This window comes from Thiocapsa sp. (assembly GCF_035467215.1).
In the GTDB taxonomy this organism is placed as follows: domain Bacteria; phylum Pseudomonadota; class Gammaproteobacteria; order Chromatiales; family Chromatiaceae; genus Thiocapsa.
In genome coordinates, this window is the sequence record NZ_DATITZ010000271.1 from 1 (window position 1) to 21,517 (window position 21,517).

The window sequence follows — 21,517 nt, forward strand, 5'->3', positions numbered from 1 at the left end:
CGAGCCCGTACTTCGAGTAGTACCCCAATGGATGAGCCATGATGATGGGCGTCGCGCAGGTGATGGGGATGAAGCCGACGCTCAGCTTGGTCTTCTCGAGTGGCCCGTTGGTCTCCGCGAAGACCTCTTTCGCGAGCCCGAGCGGGAAGATGCTTGAGATCGCGGCCAGAGCCGTCCCTGCCCCGACCGTCTTCAGAAAGCGACGCCGCTCGGCATCCCGAGGGAAGAGCGCGCGCATGACGGCGCCCTCCACCAGCCGATCCTGCTGCTCCCGCTGGTCTTGGGCATGGGCTCGATCATGCTCGGCCTGGTTGCGATGATGTCCGCAGGAGCAGCCGCCGCGGTGCAGTTTGACGTCCGGATCGAAGGGATTGGGCAGAGACATGGGTGGTACCTCGTTCCGATAGTGGATTCCGATGGGGAGCTCAGACGTGCGTTGCGAAAGGAATTGTCGGCTCTAGGCCGAGATCAGCTTGGGAGAGCCGAGCGGTGGATTGGCGTACTCGATGTCGTGCTCGTAAAGCGCGTAGGCGCGTTGATATTCCATGACCCGAGCGACGCCCTGGATGAACGCGGCGTCATATCCGGCGCGCCGCAGCAGATGGAATCCCAGCTCCATCCCCGAGCTGATGCCGCCTGCGGTGACGATGCGTCCGGCATCGACCACGCGGGCGTGACTGATTCGACAGGCCGGGGCAAGCTCGGCTAATCGGGCGATCGGCGTCTTGCCGAGGTGGGATGCCTCGATCCGATCGGGCTCCTTGCGGTTGGTGGCCGGCAGTCCGTCGAGCAGGCCCATACAAGCGTAGATCCAGGAGCCGGTGCAGACACTCGTGAGAAGACAGGCGTCCGGGAGCCCATGAATGAAGTCGTGCAGATTTCGGTTATGCATCTCCTGACGCGTGCCGAATCCCCCCGGAATCAGGAAGGCGTCCATCGCCGGTCGGTCGGTGAAGCCGTAATTGGGCAAGACCGTGATGCCGGCTTGGGTCTGGACAGGACGCAGGGTCTCGGCGACCAGGAAGACATCGATCTCGGGGTCGGACCGTCGTGCCACCGAGAGCACACCGCAGGGTGCGGCGTAGTCGATGACCTCCGCCTCCTTGAAGACGTAGACCCCGAGTCTGAATCCGGCCTTGCGCATCGCATGCTGTCTCCGGCGCTTTTCCATCGTTCCATTCTCGGGACCGACGATCGCACCCGGTATCGCGAAACCCATGATTTCGTCGTAGTGAAATCACTACAGGGATGTCGTCGCTCGGTAGGGCTCAGGGCTCGAGCAGACCATGACGATTGGCATAGGTCACCAGCTCGACCAGGGTCCGGATGCCGAGCTTCTCGAAGACGCGGCTGCGATAGGTCGAGATGGTGTTCGAGGACAGGACGAGCTGCTCGGCGATCTCGGAGACGGATCGCCCCTGGACGAGCAGGTTGAGCACCTGAAACTCTCGGTTGGAGAGGCTCTCGTGGGGCGGGCGGGTGCTGTCCTCGCGGACGCTGCGCGCGAGCATCTCGGCGATGCCCGGCGTGATGAAGACACCGCCTGCGGCCACCTTGGCGATGGCCCCGAGCAGCTCCTCGGGCGAGCAGCCCTTGTTGAGATAGGCGCCGGCACCGGCGCGGATTGCGCGCACACCGAACTGCGATTCGGGATAGACCGAGAGCATGATCACCCCGACCTTGGGGAACTCGCTCCTGATGAGCTTCAACGCCTCGAACCCATCGCGGTCGCCCAGGGCGATGTCGAGCAGGATGACATCGACCGCGGTCGCGCGCAGGATCCGCAGCGCCCCGGGTCCATCGGATGCCTCCTGGATGGGGCCGATCCGGGGCTCCTCCGACAGGATCTGGATAAGCCCCCGGCGGATGATCATGTGGTCGTCGACCACGAGGAGCCTGATCACGCGAGCACGCCCCGCAGCCTCAAAGACACGCGGGTGCCCTCGCCGGGGTGACTGGCGATGGCGAGCTCGCCCCCGATGGCACGCGCCCGCTCATGCATCCCGAGCAATCCGAAACTGATGGGCCGAGCCGGCAGCCGCATGCCGCGGCCGTCGTCGGACATCTCGATCAGCAGATCGCGGTCTTGCGCGTCCGTCGAGAGACAGACCCGCCGCGCTCCGGCATGACGCTGGGTGTTGGTCAGCACCTCCTGGACGATGCGGTAGACCGCGATCTCCGCATCCCGACCCAGGCGGCAGCGCTCGACCTCGGCGGGGCAGATGAAGCTTCAGCGGAGGCCCGAGCGGGCCTCGGTCTCTTCCAGCAAGGACTCCAGGGCGGCCCAGAGACCCAGGTGATCGAGAACGCCGGGACGCAGGTCGTTGAGGATGCGGCGCAGGGCGTCCATGGCGCCGCCGCCGATCTCGAGCGCCGCGTCGATATGGCGGCGGATCAGCGGGTCATCGCTCAGGCGCTGCCGCAACCAATTGAGCTCGAGCTGCATGGCGGTCAGCGAGGCCCCCAGATCGTCGTGAATCTCGCGTGCGATGTGTGCCCGCTCCTCTTCCCGGACCGAGTTGAGATGGGCCGAGAGGCGCAAAAGTCCGTCGTGCGCCTGGCTCAGTTGCAGGTGCGCGGCAGACAGCTCAGCGGTCCGCTCGACGACGCGCCGCTCCAACTCGGCGCGGGCGGCACGGAGCGCCGCCTCGGTGCGCTTGCGCTCGGTGATGTCGGTGAAGGTGACGACGGCGCCGACGACCTCCTCGCCGTTGCGGATCGGGTAGGAGGCATATTCGGCCGGAAAGGGACTGCCGTCGCGCCGCCAGAGGACTTCGTCCTCGACCCGGCAACTGCAACCTTCTTTGAATGCTTTGAAGATCCGGCAGTCCTCCACCGGCATGCGTGCACCGTTTCCGTGCGAGTGATGGATGAGATAGTGCATCTGGCGCCCGAGCACCTCGTCGGGCTCGTAACCCAGCAGCTCGGCGCCGACCCGGTTGATGAAGATGCAGCGCCCGGCAAGGTCGATGCCGTAGATGCCTTCACCGGCCGACTCGAGCAACATCTCGAGCTGGCGCCGCCAGGCCGCGTGGTGGGAGAGGTGGTGGAGATTCGCGAACATACGGAGACAGGATGGCCCGGCGATGCGTGTCGTCCAAGCAAAAAAGGGACCCGCCCGAGTCAATGCCGAGACCACGCGGATTCCTCGCCGCATCGCACGCCCACGCGTAACGGCGTACCGGACCCCTGGCCGCACGGACTTGCTCACTCTCGGCCCGAACCTTATAGTCTGACCGGCGAAATCGTCCGCGATGAATGCCATTCCAAACGCAACAGACGGCGAGACCCGCGTCTCCGGGGTCATCAAGCAGGCCAGCCAGGGCCGGAACATCCTCGTCACAGGGATGGGCTCGAGGTTTCCGGTCTGACGCCCGATCCCGGCGTGCCAAAGCATCATCGCGACACGCTCGACCGGCTTGCGGTGGCGCAGGCACATGCCTCCTGGTTGGTTGCGGTCACGCGCGATCCTGAAGATTGCCACGTATGATGTACGAATCCTGCCCGCCCGAGCGCTCGCGTCCGACGGCTCCAAGCCACAATGCGACCGCCCCCCGCCACAGCGAATCGATGCCATGACCCCACAAGCCACCTTCATCAACATCGGCGAGCGCACCAACGTCACCGGCTCCGCCAAGTTCAAGCGACTCATCCTCGACGGCAACTTCGACGCCGCGCTCGATGTCGCGCGCCAGCAGGTGGAGAACGGCGCACAGATCATCGACATCAACATGGACGAGGCGATGCTGGACTCGCAGGCGGCCATGGTGCGCTTCCTGAATCTGATCGCCGCGGAGCCGGATATCGCGCGCGTGCCGATCATGATCGACTCCTCCAAATGGTCGGTGATCGAGGCCGGACTCAAGTGCGTGCAGGGCAAATGCATCGTCAACTCGATCAGCATGAAGGAGGGCGAGGCGGCCTTCCGCGAGCAGGCGAAGAAGGTCAAGCGCTACGGCGCTGCGGCCGTGATCATGGCCTTCGACGAGGTCGGGCAGGCCGACACGCAGGACCGCAAGTTCGAGATCTGCGCGCGCGCCTATCGCATCCTGGTCGAGGAGATCGGTTTCGCGCCCGAGGACATCATCTTCGATCCGAACATCTTCGCCGTGGCCACCGGCATCGAGGAGCACAACAACTACGCCGTCGACTTCATTGAAGCCACCCGGCGCATCAAGCGCGAGCTGCCCTACGCCAAGGTCTCGGGCGGCGTCTCCAACGTCAGCTTCTCCTTCCGCGGCAACGACCCGGTGCGCGAGGCGATCCACTCGGTCTTTCTCTATCACGCCATCCGGGCCGGGATGGACATGGGCATCGTCAACGCCGGCCAGCTCGCGATCTACGACGACCTTCCGGCGGAGCTTCGTGATGCGGTCGAGGACGTCATCCTCAATCGCCGCCCCGACGCCACCGAGCGGCTGCTCGATCTAGCCCCCAAGTACAAAGGCGATGGCTCGGGCATCGAGAACAAGCAGGATCTCTCCTGGCGCGAAACCACGGTGGAGAAGCGCATCGAGCATGCGCTCATCAAGGGCATCACGGACTTCATCGTCGAGGACACCGAGGAGGCACGCCAGAAGCTCGGCGCGCCCATCAACGTCATCGAAGGCCCGCTGATGGACGGCATGAACGTGGTCGGCGACCTCTTCGGCGAAGGCAAGATGTTCCTGCCGCAGGTGGTCAAATCGGCGCGCGTCATGAAGAAGTCCGTCGCCTATCTGGAACCCTTCCTGGAGGCGGAGAAGTGCGAGGGCGACACCCAGGGCCGCATCCTCATGGCGACGGTGAAGGGCGACGTGCACGACATCGGCAAGAACATCGTCGGGATCGTCCTCCAGTGCAACAGCTACGACGTGATCGACATGGGCGTCATGGTGCCGGCCGATCGCATCCTCGCAAAGGCCCGCGAGGTGAATGCGGACATCATCGGGCTGTCCGGTCTCATCACCCCGTCGCTCGACGAGATGGTCCACGTCGCCAAGGAGATGCAGCGCCAGGGCTTCACCATCCCGCTGCTGATCGGCGGTGCGACGACCTCGAAACTGCACACGGCCGTCAAGATCGAGCCGCAGTATGCGTATCCGGTCATCCATGTGAAGGACGCCTCACGCGCCGTGGGCGTAGCGGGCAGCCTGCTGTCGAAGGAGATGAAGGAGAAGTATGTCGCCGGCGTGAGGGCCGAATACGTTCAGATCCGCGAGCGCCGCGCCTCGCGTGACGAGGCCCGCGACCTGGTGCCGCTGCCCAAGGCACAAGCCAACCGCACGCCGATCGACTGGGAGCACTATCAGCCTCCGGTCCCCGCCGAGCCGGGTGTGCAGACCTTCCGCGACATCCCGCTCGAGGAGATCGCGGCCTACATCGATTGGACCTTCTTTTTCCACGCCTGGGAGCTGCGCGGGCGCTATCCCCAGATCCTCGATGACCCCGAGAAGGGCGTCGAGGCCCGCAAGCTCTTCGACGACGCCAAGGCGATGCTCCACCAGATCATCACCGAGAAGTGGCTCGGCGCCGCCGCCGTCATCGGTCTCTTCCCCGCAAACGCGGTCGGCGACGACATCGCGGTCTACACCGACGAGAGCCGTAGCGAGACCCTGCTCACCTTCCACTGTCTGCGCAAGCAGGGCAAACAGCCGCCCGGTAAGTACAACGAGTGCCTGGCCGACTATATCGCTCCGGCCGAGACCGGCATCCCGGATTATGTCGGCGGCTTCGCCTGCACCACCGGGATCGGGATCGATGAACGGGTCGCCGCCTTCGAGGCCGACCACGACGATTACTCCGCCATCATGCTCAAGGCCATCGCCGACCGTCTCGCCGAGGCACTGGCCGAGATGCTCCACGCGCGGGTGCGCACCCGCCACTGGCGCTATGCCTCGGACGAGGATCTAAGCAACGAAGACCTGATCGAGGAGCGCTACCAAGGCATCCGCCCCGCCATGGGCTATCCGGCGTCCCCCGACCACACCGAGAAGGATCTGCTTTGGCAGGCACTGGATGCCGAGCGCAATACCGGGATCTGGCTGACCGAGTCCAAGGCGATGGTCCCGACCGCCGCGGTCAGCGGGCTCTATTTCTCGCACCCCGACAGCCGTTATTTCGCCGTCGGCAAACTCGCCCGCGATCAGGTCGCCGACTACGCCGAGCGCAAAGGCATGCCGCTGCCCGAAATCGAGCGCTGGCTGGCGCCGAATTTGGCATACGAAGCGGACTGACAAGCGAAAATAAAGACAAGCCCCCGAATAGGGGTAGCGATTAAGGCGATTTCTTGTAAACCACCGACCAACCTGTAGGGGCGAATGTATTCGCCCCTACAGGTCTCCTGATTGGTAAGGAGATTCAGCTAAGCGCCGAAGCCACGATTGAGGAGAGGGCCGCAAGTATCAAGTAATCAAAACCCTTGAGAACGAGCCTGGCGAGCCTTGTTCCGGCCGTTTGTGTCGAGTTTGTGTCGAGCGCCAACGGCGCGACCGATGTCAGCCCGGGGCAGCGCCCCGGGTTTCAATCAACCAAAACCCTTTAGCCCTGAAAGGGCGGATTAAAGATGCTGCTGGGGCTGGGGCGTTTTGCACCGTTCGGCCCTTTCCCAAAACGCGCGCCTAAGATCGATATATCAAAGCGTTGGGCCGCCCCTTCAGGGCTTAGGATGGGGGTCGTGGTCCCGGGGCGTTGCCCCGGGCTCGCGTGGTGAGCCCCGTTGGGGCAGCCGGATACCACCGGGTTCGATTCATGGCCATGGCAGGCTCCGTCCGACGGTGGATGAGGGAGCAGTCTGCGCCGATCGGTGGCTTATTCCGTGAGCCTGGCGGACGATTCTTTCTAATCAGGACAGGTCTTGCAGCCACACGCAGCCGGGATGAAGATTCCCGGAAATCGTCTCGGTCTCGCCAAGATTACGCTGGTATCGGATGACTTATCGGCCGCTTTCGGTATCCGATGCAGGACAAAGGTTCGGCGCAAGGCAAACGACCACAGCTTGCCGGCGGTAATAACCAGGCCGCCGACCGTGGTGATGAACCCGATCAGCCACAAGAACTGGCGGTCGTGGCGGCGGATCATCTCGTCGAAGCGTTTATCGATCTGCTCGAAGCGTCTCGACGCGTCTCTCGACCTGCTCCACACGCTTGTCCATGTTGGCCTGCATCGCCTCGAAGTGCTTGTCCATCTGCTCGAAACCCTGACGCATCAGCTCGCGTTGGTGCTTGAGCTCCTCCTCGACGCGCACCATGCGCTCGCGCAGCTCGATCTCGTAGACGGCCGGTGGCTTGCCGAGACTCTGCTCGGCAAGCCAAACGGCCATGTTGGATTTGATGAAATCGATGTCTTCCCGGGTCAAGCTCATGGCGGACTCCGCTGGATCCTACACGGGTGCGATTATAGACCGAGCAGACGCGGATCAATCCCCGGCCGAGATCCCCATCCCGGCTCGCACGCATCGCAGCAGGCCGTAATCGTAGCGGCCTTCGAAGGCTTCGTAGATGGGTTTGAGGCTCATGAGCGCGTTCTCCGGCAGTCGCTCGATGGCGAATTCGATCGCCCGGACGGTCTCATGATCGAGGCGCACGACATCCTTCACGGCGACTTGCCCATCCTCGATGCACCGCTCCAAGTGCGTGTAGACGGTGCTGAGCTTCAAGGCACGCTGCTCGGCGATCGCCTCGACGCTTCGGCCGGAGCGAAAGAGCTCCAGGGTTTCTCGCATGGTGTCGTTCAATCCGGACTCGCGGATGCGTGCACCGACCGAGGCGGGTCTCGCGACCGGCAGCTTCGGCACCGTCGAGGGTCGGCCGTGGTCGGCCGCGTGCGTGGCGAGCAGCTTCAGAAAGCCATCGCCGAAGCGCTCGAGCTTGGCCTGACCGACGCCGCTGATCCGGCTCAGCTCGTCGCGATCGCGCGGTCGGTAGGTCAGGATCTCGCGCAGGGTCGCATCGCCGAAGATGACATAGGCCGGAACATCCTGCTCCAGGGCGAGTTGGCGCCGGTAGTCGCGCAGGGCCTCCCACAAGGCGAGCGCTTCGGGATCGCTCGGCGGCTCCGCGGCGGGTTTGCGACCCGCTCCGGTCGACTTCTTGCGGTCCGGGTCTTGGCGCAGTCGAAGCGTGCGCTCCCCGCGCAGCAGGGGGCGGCTCTGCTCGGTCAGGCACAGCGCGCCGTGTCCTTCGAAATCGACCCTGATGAACCCGGCCGCGACGAGCTGGCGATAGACCGACTTCCATTGATCCGCGGCGAGCTCTTGGCCGATGCCGAAGGTCGTGACCTGGTCATGCCCGAAGCGGCGGATGCGCTCGTTGGCCTTGCCGAGCAGGACATCCACCAGATAGCTGCTGCCGAAACGCTGGCCCGTACGATAGATGCAGGAGAGGGCCTTCTGCGCCGCCTGCGTTCCGTCCCAGGTGGCGACCGGCTCCAGGCAGGTGTCGCAATTGCCGCAGGGTTTGGGCAGGGGCTCGCCGAAGTAGTTGAGCAGAACCTGGCGCCGACATTCGGTGGTCTCGCAGAAGCCGAGCATGCTGTCGAGCTTCTGCATCTCCACGCGCTTGAAGCGCTCCTCGGCCTCGGAGTCCTCGATCATGCGACGCAGCATCACCACGTCGCCCAGACCGTAGGTCATCCAGGCATCCGCGGCCTGACCGTCCCGCCCGGCGCGTCCGGTCTCCTGATAGTAGGCCTCCAGGCTTTTGGGCAGGTCCAGATGGGCGACGAAGCGCACGTCCGGCTTGTCGATCCCCATCCCGAAGGCGATGGTCGCGACGATGACCACACCCTCCTCGCGCAGGAATCGGGCCTGATGCTTGCGGCGGGTCTCGGCCGGGAGCCCTGCGTGATAGGGGAGCGCGGCAATGCCCTGGGTAGCGAGATAGGTCGCCGTCTCCTCGACCTTGCGCCGCGACAAGCAGTACACGATGCCCGCATCGCCGCGATGCTCGTTGCGCAGAAAGGCGATGAGCTGCTGACGCGGGCTCGCCTTCTCGACGATGCGATAGCGGATGTTCGGTCGGTCGAAGCTGGAAACGAACTGCCCGGCCTGCTCCAGACCCAGGCGGGTCAGGATCTCTGCACGGGTCGGCGCATCGGCGGTCGCGGTGAGTGCGACGCGCGGGATCTGAGGCCAGCGCTCGTGCAGCAGGTGGAGCTGGATGTATTCGGGGCGGAAATCATGGCCCCACTGAGAGACGCAATGGGCCTCGTCGATCGCGAACAGGCCAACCTGGACACGATCCAACAGCGCGAGGAAACGCTCGGTCAGTAGACGCTCGGGGGCGACATAGACCAGGTCCAGATCGCCCGAGATCATCGCATCCTCGACCGACCGGGCCTCCTGCGGTGTCAGCGATGAGTTCAGAAAGGCCGCCCGCACGCCGAGCTGTCGCAGCGCATCGACCTGGTCCTGCATCAAGGCGATCAGAGGCGAGACCACCACGCCGACGCCCGGCCGCAGCAGCGCAGGAATCTGATAACAAAGCGACTTGCCTCCGCCTGTCGGCATCAGGACCAGAGCGTCTCCGCCGGCGATCACCCGGTCGATGATCTCGGCCTGGGCTCCGCGAAAACGGTCGTAGCCGAAGACGCGGTTGAGAACCTGAAGCGGCGTCTCGTTCATCCTGTCACTCCACACCATCGCAACCGCATCGGTTGCGATGCGCATTTTAACCTATTCGTGTACGCGCAACCCTCTACCCTTGCGCGTTCGATCATCCCAGGCGACATCGACAGGCGACACCCGCGATAGCGCCGGCTTCTGGTACCATTTACGCGCCGTTCAGCGTTGGACCCTGCCATGATTGAAGATCCCGTCCAGGCCGCCGTCGAGACCATGCTGCCAGAGGTCGTCGCAGCCGTCGATCTCGGATCCAACAGCTTTCACATGATCGTGGCCCGCATCGGCAACGGTCATATGCAGGTCACCGATCGCCTCAAGGAGATGGTCCGGCTCGGCGAAGGCTTGGGCGAGGACAAGCGGCTCGACCCGCAGGTCGCCGAGCGGGCGCTGGCCTGTCTGGAGCGATTCGGCCAGAGGCTCCGTGGATTCCCTCTCGGCAGCGTGCGTGCGGTGGGGACCAATACACTGCGTCAGCTCGCGCCCGACAGCGATTTTCTGCCCCGTGCGGAGGCCGCGCTCGGCCACCCCATCGAGGTCATCGCGGGACGCGAAGAGGCCCGTCTGATCTATCTCGGCGTCGCCCATGACCTGGCCGCCGGGACCGAGCGTCGTCTGGTCGTCGACATCGGCGGCGGAAGCACGGAGATCATCATCGGACTCGGTTTCTCGCCACGCCTGCGCGAGAGTCTCTACATGGGTTGCGTCGACATGTCGCGTCGCCATTTCGCCGACGGGCGCATCACCGCACGCGCCATGGAAAAGGCCGAGCTCACGGGTGCGCTCGAGGTACGACCCGTGCGCGAGCTGTTTCGTCGCACCGGCTGGCAGACGGCGGTCGGCAGCTCGGGGACCATCAAATCCATCGCCGCGGTCGTGGCGGCCGAAGGTTGGTGCGAGGACGGGATCTCCGCGACGGCGTTGCTGCGGCTACGCGAGGTGCTCGTCGAAACCGGCCGAATTTCAGCCATCACGCTCAAGGGCCTGGCCGAGGAACGTAAGCCGGTCTTCGCCGGCGGTGTCGCCGTCCTGCGATCGGTCTTCGAGACACTCGGGATCCAGCATCTGCAGGTGTCGGAATACGCACTGCGTGAAGGCTTGATCTACGAGATGATGGGGCGCAGCCAACACGTGGATGTCCGGGAGCGCACCGTCGAGACCCTCGGCCGACACTTTCAGATCGATCAGGACCACGCCCAGCGTGTCCGGGCGACGGCCTTGGCCCTCTTGCGCCGTCTCGCCGCACCCTGGTCGCTGCAGGATCCCAACCACGGGCTCATGCTGGCGTGGGCGGCACGACTCCACGAGATCGGCGTCATGGTCGCCCACAGCCAGTACCAGAAACACGGGGCCTACCTGCTGCGCAATGCCGATCTCGCCGGCTTCACGCGACCGGAACAAATGCTGCTCGCCGTATTGGTGCTCGGACACAGGCGGAAGTTTCCCGTCCAAGAGCTCGCAGTCCTACCCCAAGGAACCGGGGAGACAGCACGCAGGCTCTGCATCATCCTGCGGCTGGCGGTCCTGCTGCATCGCGGACGCTCATCGGAAAGCAAACCGGATCCGACGCTGACGACCGAAGGCGACAACCTCGTTCTGAGCTTCCCGGACGACTGGCTCGCCGATCACCCCTTGACGCGATTGGAGCTCGAAGAGGAGGCCGAGCGCCTCGCGTCCGCCGGGATTCGTCTGGGCTTCGGTTGAGCCTCTCGGTCTCGTCCCGGACGGAACCGCGTACCGGCCCGTATCCTTTTCTCCCTATCCTGGTAAAATCGTAGACGCAACGGGGTTCGGCACCGCGGACCCCGAAACGGAATTTCCCCGCCGCCGCGGTATCGCGCGCGGTTTCTACGCCGCTAAACTGGAGGACAACAACAATGGCCGCACTCTTTTCCGCCGATTGGATGAGCCATCTCAAGGACGCCTGGAACGCCGAGCCGGAGGTCAAAGACAAGCTGGCCGAGATCGACTTCAACTCGGTCATCTATTGTGGGTTCAAGAACGAGGAAACCCCGCGCGGGGTCTTCGTCGTCGAGAAGGGCGAATGCGTGCGTGCGGGCGCCTGGTCGGAGACGGATCCACCGGCCAACTGGGACATGCGCGCCGACCTCAAGGACTGGCTCAAGTGGGTCGAGAAAGGCATCGGCATGGCCGGCATGGGCACCGCCTTCATGACCGGCAAGCTCAAGTTCAAGGAAGGTGACTACAAGGCGATGCTGAAGGACCCGCGCATGGCCAATCCCTTCGTGAAGAGCTTCGGGCTCATGCAGCAGATCCCCACCGACGAGCTCGGCTGAGCCTGAACCGCGCCAGCAGTGACATCAATCGCTTCGAGGTGACTGCGAGGTCGCCTCGAACAACGAGCTCGGCGGGACGCGGTTCAGGTTGATTGAAACATCTTCCTGCACTTGGCGTCTTGGCTTGATGACGGCTGTTTTCGGTTCAACCGAGCGCATATCCCGCATCGACATTGAGGCAGGCGCCGGTAATCCGGCGGGCGTCCTCGGACGCAAGGAAGAGGACTGCACGCGCCACGTCGCTCGGCTCGACGGCCTCTTGGCGTAGGCGGTGACGACGTTTGACGGTCGAGTCAATCAGATCGCTCGCTCCTCCCCACATCGGGGACTCCACCACGCCCGGAGCTACGGCGTTCACCCGAATGCCACGCGACCCCAGCGCCATCGCCAGTCGCTGAGTCAACATCTCCAGACCCGCCTTGCTGGCCGAGTAGCTCGTCGATGTACAGGTCTCGAAGGGGTGCTGCGCACAGGCCGACGACATGTTGATGACGACCGGGGCGGCACTGTTCTCGAGCAGGCCGAGAAAGCCTTGTGTCAGGGCGAAGGGCGCGATCAGGTTAACCTCCAGGGTCGTCCGCCAGGCATCGACCGTCTCCTCGAGATCGCCTTGGCTCAGAATCACGCCGGCATTGTTCACCAAGACATCCAGTCGCCCGTCCGCATCACGGATTTCGGCGATCAGACGCTCGCGGAAGTCCGCATGCGTCACGTCGCCTACCAGCAGACGTAAGCTCCCGCAGTCAACGGCGCGACCCCACAGACGGGCGAGCGCGGCGACCTTGTCCGGATCCCGCCCGAAGGTCACGACGCGATCGCCGGCGTCGATGAAGGCGCCGACGAGGCCCGCTCCGATCCCGGATGTCCCGCCGCTGATGCAGACGATGCGCGGCGCCGCCATGGCGGTCATCGCTCGCGCTGCCCGAGGTTGGCATGAATAAGCGCTCCGTTCAGCACCGGGGCATGGGCCGCGAAGGCTACGGTTTCGGCGATCTCTTCGGGCTCGATCAGCCGATCGAACGCCGACATCCCCGTCAAGGCAGCAAGCGTGTCCGGATCGCCGCCGATCATGGCGCGGATCTGCTCGGTATCCGTGAAACCGGGGCAGATCATGCAGGTGTGGATCCCGCGTCCGGCAAGGTCTTGGCAGGTGGAGCGCATCATCCCGGCCAGGGCATGCTTGGCGATCACATAGCTCGCCACGCCGGGAACCGCCTTCTCCGCCAGGGTCGAGCCGATGTAGATGATGCTCGACCCGGCGGCCATGTGCGGCAGAACCAATTGGTTCAAACCATTGGCGGCCACCAGGTTGAGCTCCAGCACGGACCGCAGATCATCGCTCGGCAAGGCGTCGATGCTGTCGCGACGCATGATCGATGCGTTGTGGACCAAGCAGATGCGCTCGGCATCGGCCAACCAGGTCCCGAGAGATGCGGCAATCCGATCGATGGCGTCGGGCTGCGCAAGGTCGCATGCCAGATTCTCCACGCCACGCTCCGTGCAGGGGCGGCGCGAGAGATTGACGACGACGCTGCCCTCCAACAGGAAGCGGGTCGCGACGGCGCGACCGATCCCCGAGCTCGCGCCGGTGACGACAACTAGATTCATGGTGTCCTCCAAGACGAAAAGGCCCATTGTCCGTCGCCCGACGAGACACCCAGCTCGATGACGCGTAGATCCCGGCCCACCAGCTCGGGTCGCACGCGCAGGCGTACAAGCAGCAGCTCGGCCAGCTCCTCGATCGTCACGTTTCGAACGGGCAAGAGCAGCACGTCACGTTCCAGAAAGGTCAAGCGCTCGTCGCCGAACCAGGCAAGCACCATCCCGTCGCTGCGTTCGATGCGCAGGTGCGGCGAGCGCTCCGGCAGAAGCAGGCGTTCGTCGAGCTCGTCGCAAAGCGCCTTGAGCACCCGTTTGAGCATGACGTAATCGAACGCCATGCCGTCCGCCCCGACCGGCGCCGTCACATTGCAGCGAATCCGAAAATTGTGGCCATGGAGATTCTCCCGTTCGGTCGCGGAGAAGATGGTGAAGTGACCGGCGCTGAAATTGAGATATTCCTTGCTGATCTCGATTCGGGTCAGGGTGTCAGTATCCAAGGTCGTCTCCGGTGCTGCTCGCGTGCCCCGGGACCGGAGCACCTGTCGGTGAAGGGCGCGATCGCTCGCCGCGCTTATCCGACACTTGGGGGATGTGGGGTCACTCAACCGAATCCAAGCTGAACCGCGTCCGCGGTGCAGGATAATGCTCGAGTCCACTTGCCCGTTCGAGGACACCAACGACGTTGGAGTCGACGCGGTTCAGGGAGAAAATTGAGGGACTGAAACCGCGCCGGCTGCAATCGCCGTTGATTCCTGCGAGACCGATTCAAGGAAAACGGTGCAAATCGTGCGGAGGCGCGGTTTAAAGGGGCTCCACCTCGCCGTCGTAAGGCTCGATCTCGGTCACGTCGATCCGGTAGCCGGCTTCGGCCAGGTCGCTGCTGGTGCGGATCACCCGAAGCGTCCCCGTCACCCAGACGGTATCGAACAGCTCGCCGACATACTCGCGACCTTCGGGCGCAACCACATGGATGGTCTGGTTCGCAGGCGGCGGCGGAACATGGATGCAGGCGCCGTAGTAGGGCACCAAGAGGAACTCGGTCATCCTGCGCTCATCCAGCTCCAAGGGCACGACGAAGCCGGGTAGACGAATCACGAGGCCATCCAGCTCCTCCACGACCGGGGCATCGGCCCAGAGGGCCATGAGCTTATCCATCAACTCGGTTGCGCGCGGATCGTCGTCGTCCATCTCATCGAGCGCGTCGAGGTCGAAGTCCTCGAGCAGGGTCTCGGGCTGCCACTCGACCGGGATCAAGCGATCCCAATCGATCTCCTCGGCCTGCACCGCGCTTGAGGTCGCGGACTCGGGTCCGGCCGATTCTTCGCCGCAACCCACGAGCCAGAGGACGAGGATGACCGGGAACAGCCGTGCAAACAGTTGCATCGTTGGACTCTCGAGGATTGGGGAGATTGCCGGGAAAGCTTCTATCACGAGGGATCGATCACTTACACCCGAATCGACAGCCCGTCCGCCAAAGACAACCGATACGCGCGATAACCGGGAATCAGACCGACCAGGAATCCGGCGGCAAGGACGAGCGCCAGCAACATCATCTCATGAGCCGAGAGTGTTCCGACAGCGACGAAGATCCCCATCGCCGAGAGGATCAGCGGCTGGGCCACCAGCAGGGCCGCGTAAAGAAGACCCAGGCCGACGAGGATGCCGAACAGGGTCAGCGCGAGCGCCTCGCCCAGGATCAGCGAGAAGACATGACCCGGACGCGCGCCCACCGAGCGCAGGATCGCCATCTCGCGCCGGCGTTCGCCGAGACTCGTCAGCAGCGCGGTCAAGAGACCGAAGAGACCCACGACGACGACGAATCCCGAGACCAGCAGCAAGGCCCGCTCGCCAACCGCGATCAGACCCCACAGCTCGGCGAGCGCCACGCCCGGCAGGATCGCCATGAGCGGCTCCGCTCGGTAGTCGTTGACGAAGCGCTGCACCTGGAAGGTCGAGATGCGCGAGGTCAGACCCACCAAGGCCGCGGTGATGGTTTTGGGGGCAAGGTTCATAGCACGCGCCGCGTCGGCATCCACGACCCGACCCGGCAAGGGCGCCCCGCCTTCCCAGCCGACATGGATCGCCTCGATCCCCTCCAGGCTCACGTGGACCGTGCGATCCACCGGGGTGCCGGTCGGCGCAAGGATCCCGGCAACCCGGAATGGATGGTCGTCATGCCGCGCGAAGGCGACATCCGATGCACCGTGCGCAATCACGACGGAATCACCCAAGCCGTAGCCCAGCGCCTTGGCCACCTCCGCCCCGAGCACCGCGTCGTAAAGGTCGGAGAAGGGCGCACCCTCGGCCAGGACGAGCGCGCGACCGCGGCCGTAGCGATAGTGCTCGAAATAGGCCGGTGTGGTGCCGAGGACGGGATATCCGCGGTGCGAGTCACCCAGAGAGATGGGGATGGACCAGGCGACACGGGTGTGGGCCGCGATGTCCTGGTAGGAGTCCCAAGAGATGTTGTTGGTGGCGTGACCGATCCGAAAGACCGCGTAGAGCAGCAGCTGAACCGGCCCGGTCCGCGCGCCGACGATCAAGTCGGTTCCCGAGATGGTGTTGGCGAAGCTCGCACGCGTCTCGGTGCGCAGGCGCTCCACGCCGACAAGCAGCGCGACGCTCAGACCGATCGAGAGGACCGTCAGCAGCGCCGTGCCACGACGATTGAGGAGGCTCTTCCAAGCCAAGCTCAGGATGGGCACGCGTCGGGGCGCCTAACCGCTCAGGCCTTCGATCCGGCTCGCCAGCGTGAAATCCAGTACGGTGATCCCGCCCGCGTCGTGGGTCGAGAGGTCGACGACGACTTGGTTGTAGACGTTGCGCCACTCGGGGTGATGATCCATCGACTCGGCCACCAGCGCTACCCGACTCATGAAGCCGAACGCATCGACGAAGTCCCTGAATTGAAATGCCTTGCGCAACTTACCCTCGGCCACGTTCCACGGCGACGCGGCGGAGGCATTGAGCTCCGAGAGCGCCTTCGCGATCGCTTCGGCATCGAGCTTGGCGCGGCTCATACTGAACCGCGCCCGGCACGACATGGACTGCTTGAGGATCTGTCAGGCTTCATAAGCATCCCCGGGGGTTTGAGCAGACGCGGTTCAGGAAGTGGACAACATCCAAAAGGAAAATGTCTGCTCTTCTCACCTAAACCGCGTCACAGCCAAGGTTTGTAGCCGCGCCAAAGGGGTGGATCACGCCGCCCCCGACATGAACCCCGAAAGCGGTTTAGTGATGGGCAATCTGTTTCTCGGTGAAGAGATAGTCCTTCAACTCCTTGTCGAAGGTCGGATCCTTGCGGCGGATCCATTCGAGCACCATGGCCGCATGCTCCTTTTCCTCGTCGCGATTGTGCGCCAGGATCGCCTTTAGATCCTCGTCCTTGCAGACGTCGACCCGCTGGTTGTACCAATCGACCGCTTCGAGCTCCTCCATCAGCGAGATGATGGCCCGGTGCATATCCCGGGTCTCGTCGGACAGTTCTTCGGTCGGCTCGTGGTAGCCCTCGTTCGCCATTGACACTTCTCCGAATCGTTTGGTTGACCGGTCGTGCGCATCGTCCGCACCCCGTCGATTGTCGGGCGTGCGGCGACGAAACACAACCGCGGCCTAGGACGCGCGGTCGCGGCGCAGGGTCTCGATCAGGATCTCGCGATTGCGGTAGCGAATGTCCTTGCCCTCGGCCACATAGATGACCTGCTCCGCAATGTTGGATGCGTGGTTGCCGATGCGCTCCAAGGCATGGGCGCTGGTCAAGAGACAGACGATCTGGCGCGGCGTGAACCCGGCGAGATCCTCTTGGCCGAGGATGTCGCGTACCTCGTCGGAGGCGTCGAAGAGTCGCGGCTCGTCTTCGAAGACGCCGAGCGCAAGCTCCACATCGAACCCGGCGACGGCCTGGATGCTGCGCTCGAACATGCAGCAGGCATGGTCGTCGAGACGTCGGAGCAGCTCCTTGAGTGCATCCGACGGGATGCCGCCTTGGCCGATGCCGCTTTCACGTAGAGCCAAGGACTGGCGCGCGATACGCACCGCCTTGTCGCCTGCCCGCTCGACGTCGCCGGCGATCCGGGAGAGCGCGAGCACGATGCGCAGATCCACGGCGGTCGGCTGACGGCGGGCGATGACCCGGAAGATCTCCTCGTCCGCGTCGAGCGAGAGAAAATCGATCTGAGGCTCGCGATCGAGAACTCGGTACGCCTGCGTCTCTTCGCCGTCCACCACCGCGGCAACGGCGGCTTGGGTCTGCTCGATAACCCGCTGCCCCATGTCGAGGATGATCCCGCGCAGCTTCGCGAGCTCTTGGTCGTAGCGGCGAACCGTGTGGCCGCCCGCGATGTCGCCCGCAGACGCGGCGTTGTTGTCTCCGACCATCAGCCGAACCGCCCGGTGATGTAATCCTCGGTCAACCTGTGCTTGGGGTTGGTGAAGATCTGATTGGTCTCGCCGACCTCGATCAGGTCCCCGAGATGAAAATAGGCGGTGCGTTGCGAGACGCGCGCGGCCTGCTGCATCGAGTGGGTGACGATGGCGATGCTGTAGTTGGCCCGCAGCTCGTCGATCAGCTCCTCGATGATGGCGGTGGCGATCGGATCTAGCGCCGAGCAGGGCTCGTCCATCAGGATCACCTCGGGGGAGACCGCGATGGTCCTCGCAATGCAAAGACGTTGCTGCTGGCCGCCCGACAAACCCGTGCCGGGCTTGTCGAGTCGGTCCTTCACCTCGTTCCAGAGGCCGGCCTTTTGCAGGCTCTCCTCGATCACCTCGTCGAGCTCCGCCTTGGAGTTGGTGAGGCCGTGGATACGAGGCCCGTAGGCGACGTTTTCGTAAATCGACTTGGGGAAGGGATTGGGCTTCTGGAACACCATCCCGACCTGCGCGCGCAGCGGCACCGGGTCAAGCCCCTTATCGTAGATGTCCTGACCATCGAGCTTGATGGACCCGGTGACGCGACAGCCGTCGATCGTGTCGTTCATTCGGTTCAGGCAGCGCAGGAAGGTCGATTTCCCGCAGCCCGACGGGCCGATCATGGAGACGACCTCGTTCTTGCCGATATCCAGGCTCACGCCTTTGATCGCCTGCGTGCTCCCGTAGAACACATCCACATCGCGACACACCATTCTTGGATTGGCGCAGGTCACATCGCCGACCGTAACCCGCGACTCGCGCCCACCGGCAAGCTCCGCCGAACTCATCGCGCCGGTACGTCGACTCATATCATCAACCGTGGTGCTCATAACTGACCTCAAGTATTTACCCGGCGCTCGAGGACGTCGGGGCCAAGTATGTTGCGAGACGCACTCACCAGCGCCTCTCGAACCGGCGCCGCAGCAGGACAGCGCCCAGGTTCATCAGGATCAGAAAGGCAAGCAGCACCATGATCGCCGCCGAGGTTCGCTCGACGAAGGCGCGTTCCGGACTGTCCGCCCAGAGGAAGATCTGAACCGGCAGGACCGTCGTCGGCGAGGTGAAGCCACTCGGAATGTCCACGATGAAGGCAATCATGCCGATCATCAGCAGCGGCGCTGTCTCGCCCAATGCCTGAGCCATTCCGATGATGGTTCCCGTCAACATGCCGGGCATCGCCAGGGGCAGCACATGATGCATCTGCGTCTGCAACGGCGAGGCCCCGACCCCTAAGGCCGCCTCGCGGATCGACGGTGGAACCGACTTCAGTGCCGCCCGGCTGGCGATGATGATGGTCGGGAGGGTCATCAGCGACAACACGAGCGCCGCGACCAAGGGTGTGGAGCGCGGCACGCCGAAGATCGAGATGAAGACGGCAAGCCCGAGCAACCCGAAGACGATCGAGGGAACCGCCGCGAGGTTGTTGATGTTGACCTCGATCAGATCGGTCCAGCGATTCTTCGGCGCGAACTCCTCGAGATAGAGGGCGGCGCCGACACCGATCGGGAAGGAGATGAGGAGGGTCAACGCCAAGGTGTAGAAAGAACCCATCAGCGCCCCCGCGATACCGGCCAGCTCGGGCTCGCGGGAGGTCCCGGTCGTGAAGAAGATGGTGTTGAAGCGCTTCTCGATGCGCCCCTGAGACTCGAGCTGCTCGACCCAGCCGACCGTCTGATCCTTGACGCGGCGCTCGCTCTCGGGAAGGTTCCGATCGATATGACCCTTCATCAGCATATCGATGTCGTCATCGGCGAGCAGCCAGACCTCTCGGGTGGTGCCGATCAGATCCGGATTCGCCAGGACCATGTCACGCAGGTGCGACGGCGCCCCCACGCTGATCATGGACCCGAGCGCTCGGGTCGCACGCCGGTCGGTCACATCCGGGAACTCGCTGCGCAGCGCATCCCGAATGACGGCCTGATAATTGGCGCGCGCCAGTGTCTCGGGATCGCGCGTCCCCGCGGGGTCGAGCGTCTCCGCCTCGAAGGTCACCGGGAGCTGGATGTAGGTCTGGACGAAGGCCGTGTGACCTTTCGCGATGATGTCGGCGAACAGCAATCCCACGAAGGTCAGCCCGAGGATCACCGCGGCGAGACCGACCAGACGGAATCGCCGCTCGCGGGCATAGCGCCGCTTCAGGCTCGCATTCACGACGTCGATGGTGCGTTTCGGCGGCACACCGGCCGCGTGGCTGTTACTCATACTGTTCTCGGTACTTGCGAACGATCTGCAGGGCGATCACGTTGAGAACCAAGGTCACCGCGAAGAGGGTCAGACCCAGGGCGAAGGCCGCCATGGTCTTGGCGCTGTCGAACTCTTGGTCGCCGGTGAGCAGGGTCACGATCTGAACGGTCACCGTGGTGACGCTGTCGAGCGGGTTCGCGGTGAGGTTGGCTGCGAGCCCCGCCGCCATGACCACGATCATGGTCTCGCCGATCGCACGGGAGACGGCCAAAAGGACACCGCCGACGATCCCGGGCAAGGCGGCCGGGATGATCACCCGGCGAATCGTCTCCGACTGGGTAGCGCCGAGCGCATAGGAGCCGTCCCGCATCGCCTGGGGGACCGCATTGATGACGTCTTCGGACAAGGATGACACGAAGGGGATGATCATGACCCCCATGACCAGACCGGCAGCCAGCGCACTCTCGGAGGCGACGTCGAACCCCATGGACATGCCGAGCTCGCGGATGAAGGGTGCAACGGTCAAGGCGGCGAAGAATCCGTAGACCACGGTGGGCACCCCGGCCAACACCTCGAGTGCCGGCTTGGCCCAGGCCCGTACTTTTCTCGGCGCATACTCCGAGAGATAGATTGCCGACATCAGGCCGATCGGGACCGCAACCAGCATCGCGATGGCAGACACCATCAGGGTCCCCGTGAAGAGGGGCACCGCACCGAAGGCCCCCGTGGCGCCGACTTGGTCGGCCCGCAGGGCTGTCTGCGGGCTCCAGAGGGTGCCGAAGAAGAAGTCGAGCGGAGAGATTTCCTGGAAGAACCGCAAGGACTCGAACAAGACCGAGAGCACGATCCCCAGGGTGGTCAAGATGGCGATCGAGGAGAAGACCACCAGGATGACCATGAAGATGGATTCGACGCGGTTGCGCGCACGCATCTGCGGCTTGGTCCTGGCCCAAGCGAAGGCCATGCCGCCGACGGCAAACGCCAAGACGCCGAGCCACATCGACCAGACTGCGATCTGACTGAAGAGCGAGAAGCGATCTGCGGCGGCCTGCATCTCCGGAGTCGCCACTCGCGAAACGATTGCGCCCGAGGCCAGATTCTTGATGTCGTTCACCAAGAGCCCGACGGCTCCGGGCGACAGCCCCTCGAGCATCGACCCCGGCAGCTCGGCCTTGACCAGAGTCACCAGGATCTCGTCCTGGAAAGCCGTCCAGAGCGCCATCAACAGGATCGCCGGAATCCCGGCCCAAAGTGCCGCATAGAGACCGTAGTAGGTCGGAAGCGAATGGAGTGTGCTGATCCGCCCCGCACCGCCGGCACTCGTGATGGCACGCTTGCGCCCGACATAGTACGCCAGCGACATCAAGCCGAGCACGATGATCAAAAGGGTCGATGTTTGCATAACCAGGACTGCGCAAAGACGGAA

General features: G+C 64.1%; 20 protein-coding genes and 1 pseudogene. 3 read left to right on the top strand and 18 right to left on the bottom strand.

All coding sequences use genetic code 11. The features are described from left to right. The 5 genes from VLR48_RS15325 to VLR48_RS15345 all read right to left on the bottom strand — a co-directional run. The coding region (locus VLR48_RS15325) for an ABC transporter substrate-binding protein (protein ID WP_325292628.1) at positions 1 to 385 on the bottom strand (385 nt) is incomplete at its 3' end. 72 nt (positions 386 to 457) lie between these two features. Then, on the bottom strand, positions 458 to 1,171 hold the full coding sequence (locus VLR48_RS15330) for a DJ-1/PfpI family protein (protein ID WP_325292629.1): 714 nt from the start codon (positions 1,169 to 1,171) through the stop codon (positions 458 to 460). Between the two features lie 97 nt (positions 1,172 to 1,268). Beyond that, entirely contained in the window at positions 1,269 to 1,904 is a 636-nt protein-coding gene (locus VLR48_RS15335) for a response regulator transcription factor (protein ID WP_325292630.1), read from the bottom strand. Next, positions 1,901 to 2,224 (bottom strand): sensor histidine kinase, encoded by a 324-nt coding sequence (locus VLR48_RS15340; protein WP_325292654.1) that lies wholly within the window; start codon positions 2,222 to 2,224, stop codon positions 1,901 to 1,903. Before VLR48_RS15340 ends, VLR48_RS15335 begins: the two co-directional genes overlap by 4 nt. A 6-nt stretch (positions 2,225 to 2,230) precedes the next feature. Continuing rightward, positions 2,231 to 3,064, bottom strand: a complete 834-nt coding sequence (locus VLR48_RS15345; protein WP_325292631.1) for a PAS domain S-box protein — start codon at positions 3,062 to 3,064, stop codon at positions 2,231 to 2,233. 511 nt (positions 3,065 to 3,575) lie between these two features. Between VLR48_RS15345 and metH the strand changes: the two genes are divergently transcribed. After that, a complete protein-coding gene (metH, locus tag VLR48_RS15350; protein WP_325292632.1) occupies positions 3,576 to 6,215 on the top strand; it encodes a methionine synthase in 2,640 nt (879 codons plus the stop codon). Positions 6,216 to 6,972: 757 nt separating this feature from the next. Here the strand turns inward: metH and VLR48_RS15355 are convergent. Together VLR48_RS15355 and recQ are read right to left on the bottom strand one after the other, a co-directional pair. Then, a pseudogene (locus VLR48_RS15355) lies at positions 6,973 to 7,342 on the bottom strand (hypothetical protein); the annotation flags it as partial. A gap of 54 nt (positions 7,343 to 7,396) precedes the next feature. Further along, complete coding sequence (gene recQ / locus VLR48_RS15360; protein WP_325292633.1) at positions 7,397 to 9,601, bottom strand: DNA helicase RecQ; 2,205 nt, start codon at positions 9,599 to 9,601, stop codon at positions 7,397 to 7,399. 177 nt (positions 9,602 to 9,778) lie between these two features. Between recQ and VLR48_RS15365 the strand changes: the two genes are divergently transcribed. Continuing rightward, a complete protein-coding gene (locus VLR48_RS15365) occupies positions 9,779 to 11,302 on the top strand; it encodes a Ppx/GppA phosphatase family protein (protein ID WP_325292634.1) in 1,524 nt (507 codons plus the stop codon). A gap of 173 nt (positions 11,303 to 11,475) precedes the next feature. Next, positions 11,476 to 11,895 carry an SCP2 sterol-binding domain-containing protein gene (locus VLR48_RS15370; protein ID WP_093037377.1) on the top strand — a complete coding sequence of 140 codons (420 nt, stop codon included), beginning with the start codon at positions 11,476 to 11,478 and terminating at the stop codon, positions 11,893 to 11,895. Between the two features lie 145 nt (positions 11,896 to 12,040). On the opposite strand, the gene VLR48_RS15375 is transcribed toward VLR48_RS15370, so the two are convergent. The 11 genes from VLR48_RS15375 to pstC form a co-directional block, all read right to left on the bottom strand. After that, positions 12,041 to 12,796 (bottom strand): SDR family oxidoreductase, encoded by a 756-nt coding sequence (locus VLR48_RS15375; RefSeq protein WP_325292635.1) that lies wholly within the window; start codon positions 12,794 to 12,796, stop codon positions 12,041 to 12,043. Positions 12,797 to 12,801: 5 nt separating this feature from the next. After that, the gene (locus VLR48_RS15380; protein WP_325292636.1) at positions 12,802 to 13,503 is read right to left on the bottom strand and encodes an SDR family oxidoreductase; all 702 of its coding nucleotides are present in this window, start codon (positions 13,501 to 13,503) and stop codon (positions 12,802 to 12,804) included. Then, positions 13,500 to 13,994 (bottom strand): 6-pyruvoyl trahydropterin synthase family protein, encoded by a 495-nt coding sequence (locus tag VLR48_RS15385; RefSeq protein ID WP_325292637.1) that lies wholly within the window; start codon positions 13,992 to 13,994, stop codon positions 13,500 to 13,502. The genes VLR48_RS15380 and VLR48_RS15385 overlap by 4 nt, the downstream gene beginning before the upstream one ends. A gap of 304 nt (positions 13,995 to 14,298) precedes the next feature. Next, positions 14,299 to 14,880, bottom strand: a complete 582-nt coding sequence (locus VLR48_RS15390; protein ID WP_325292638.1) for a DUF3299 domain-containing protein — start codon at positions 14,878 to 14,880, stop codon at positions 14,299 to 14,301. A 62-nt stretch (positions 14,881 to 14,942) separates the two neighbouring features. Next, positions 14,943 to 16,202, bottom strand: coding sequence for an ABC transporter permease (locus VLR48_RS15395; RefSeq protein ID WP_325292639.1), 1,260 nt, complete (start codon positions 16,200 to 16,202; stop codon positions 14,943 to 14,945). A 12-nt stretch (positions 16,203 to 16,214) separates the two neighbouring features. Further along, positions 16,215 to 16,517 (bottom strand): 4a-hydroxytetrahydrobiopterin dehydratase, encoded by a 303-nt coding sequence (locus VLR48_RS15400; protein ID WP_325292640.1) that lies wholly within the window; start codon positions 16,515 to 16,517, stop codon positions 16,215 to 16,217. A 211-nt stretch (positions 16,518 to 16,728) separates the two neighbouring features. Beyond that, complete coding sequence (locus VLR48_RS15405; RefSeq protein WP_325292641.1) at positions 16,729 to 17,016, bottom strand: ferritin-like domain-containing protein; 288 nt, start codon at positions 17,014 to 17,016, stop codon at positions 16,729 to 16,731. Between the two features lie 93 nt (positions 17,017 to 17,109). Then, positions 17,110 to 17,874 (bottom strand): phosphate signaling complex protein PhoU, encoded by a 765-nt coding sequence (gene phoU, locus VLR48_RS15410; RefSeq protein WP_325292642.1) that lies wholly within the window; start codon positions 17,872 to 17,874, stop codon positions 17,110 to 17,112. Then, the gene (pstB, locus tag VLR48_RS15415) at positions 17,874 to 18,737 is read right to left on the bottom strand and encodes a phosphate ABC transporter ATP-binding protein PstB (protein WP_325292643.1); all 864 of its coding nucleotides are present in this window, start codon (positions 18,735 to 18,737) and stop codon (positions 17,874 to 17,876) included. Before pstB ends, phoU begins: the two co-directional genes overlap by 1 nt. A gap of 64 nt (positions 18,738 to 18,801) precedes the next feature. After that, entirely contained in the window at positions 18,802 to 20,109 is a 1,308-nt protein-coding gene (gene pstA, locus VLR48_RS15420) for a phosphate ABC transporter permease PstA (protein ID WP_325292644.1), read from the bottom strand. Further along, the gene (gene pstC / locus VLR48_RS15425; RefSeq protein WP_325292645.1) at positions 20,102 to 21,493 is read right to left on the bottom strand and encodes a phosphate ABC transporter permease subunit PstC; all 1,392 of its coding nucleotides are present in this window, start codon (positions 21,491 to 21,493) and stop codon (positions 20,102 to 20,104) included. Before pstC ends, pstA begins: the two co-directional genes overlap by 8 nt. Positions 21,494 to 21,517: the final 24 nt, after the last annotated feature.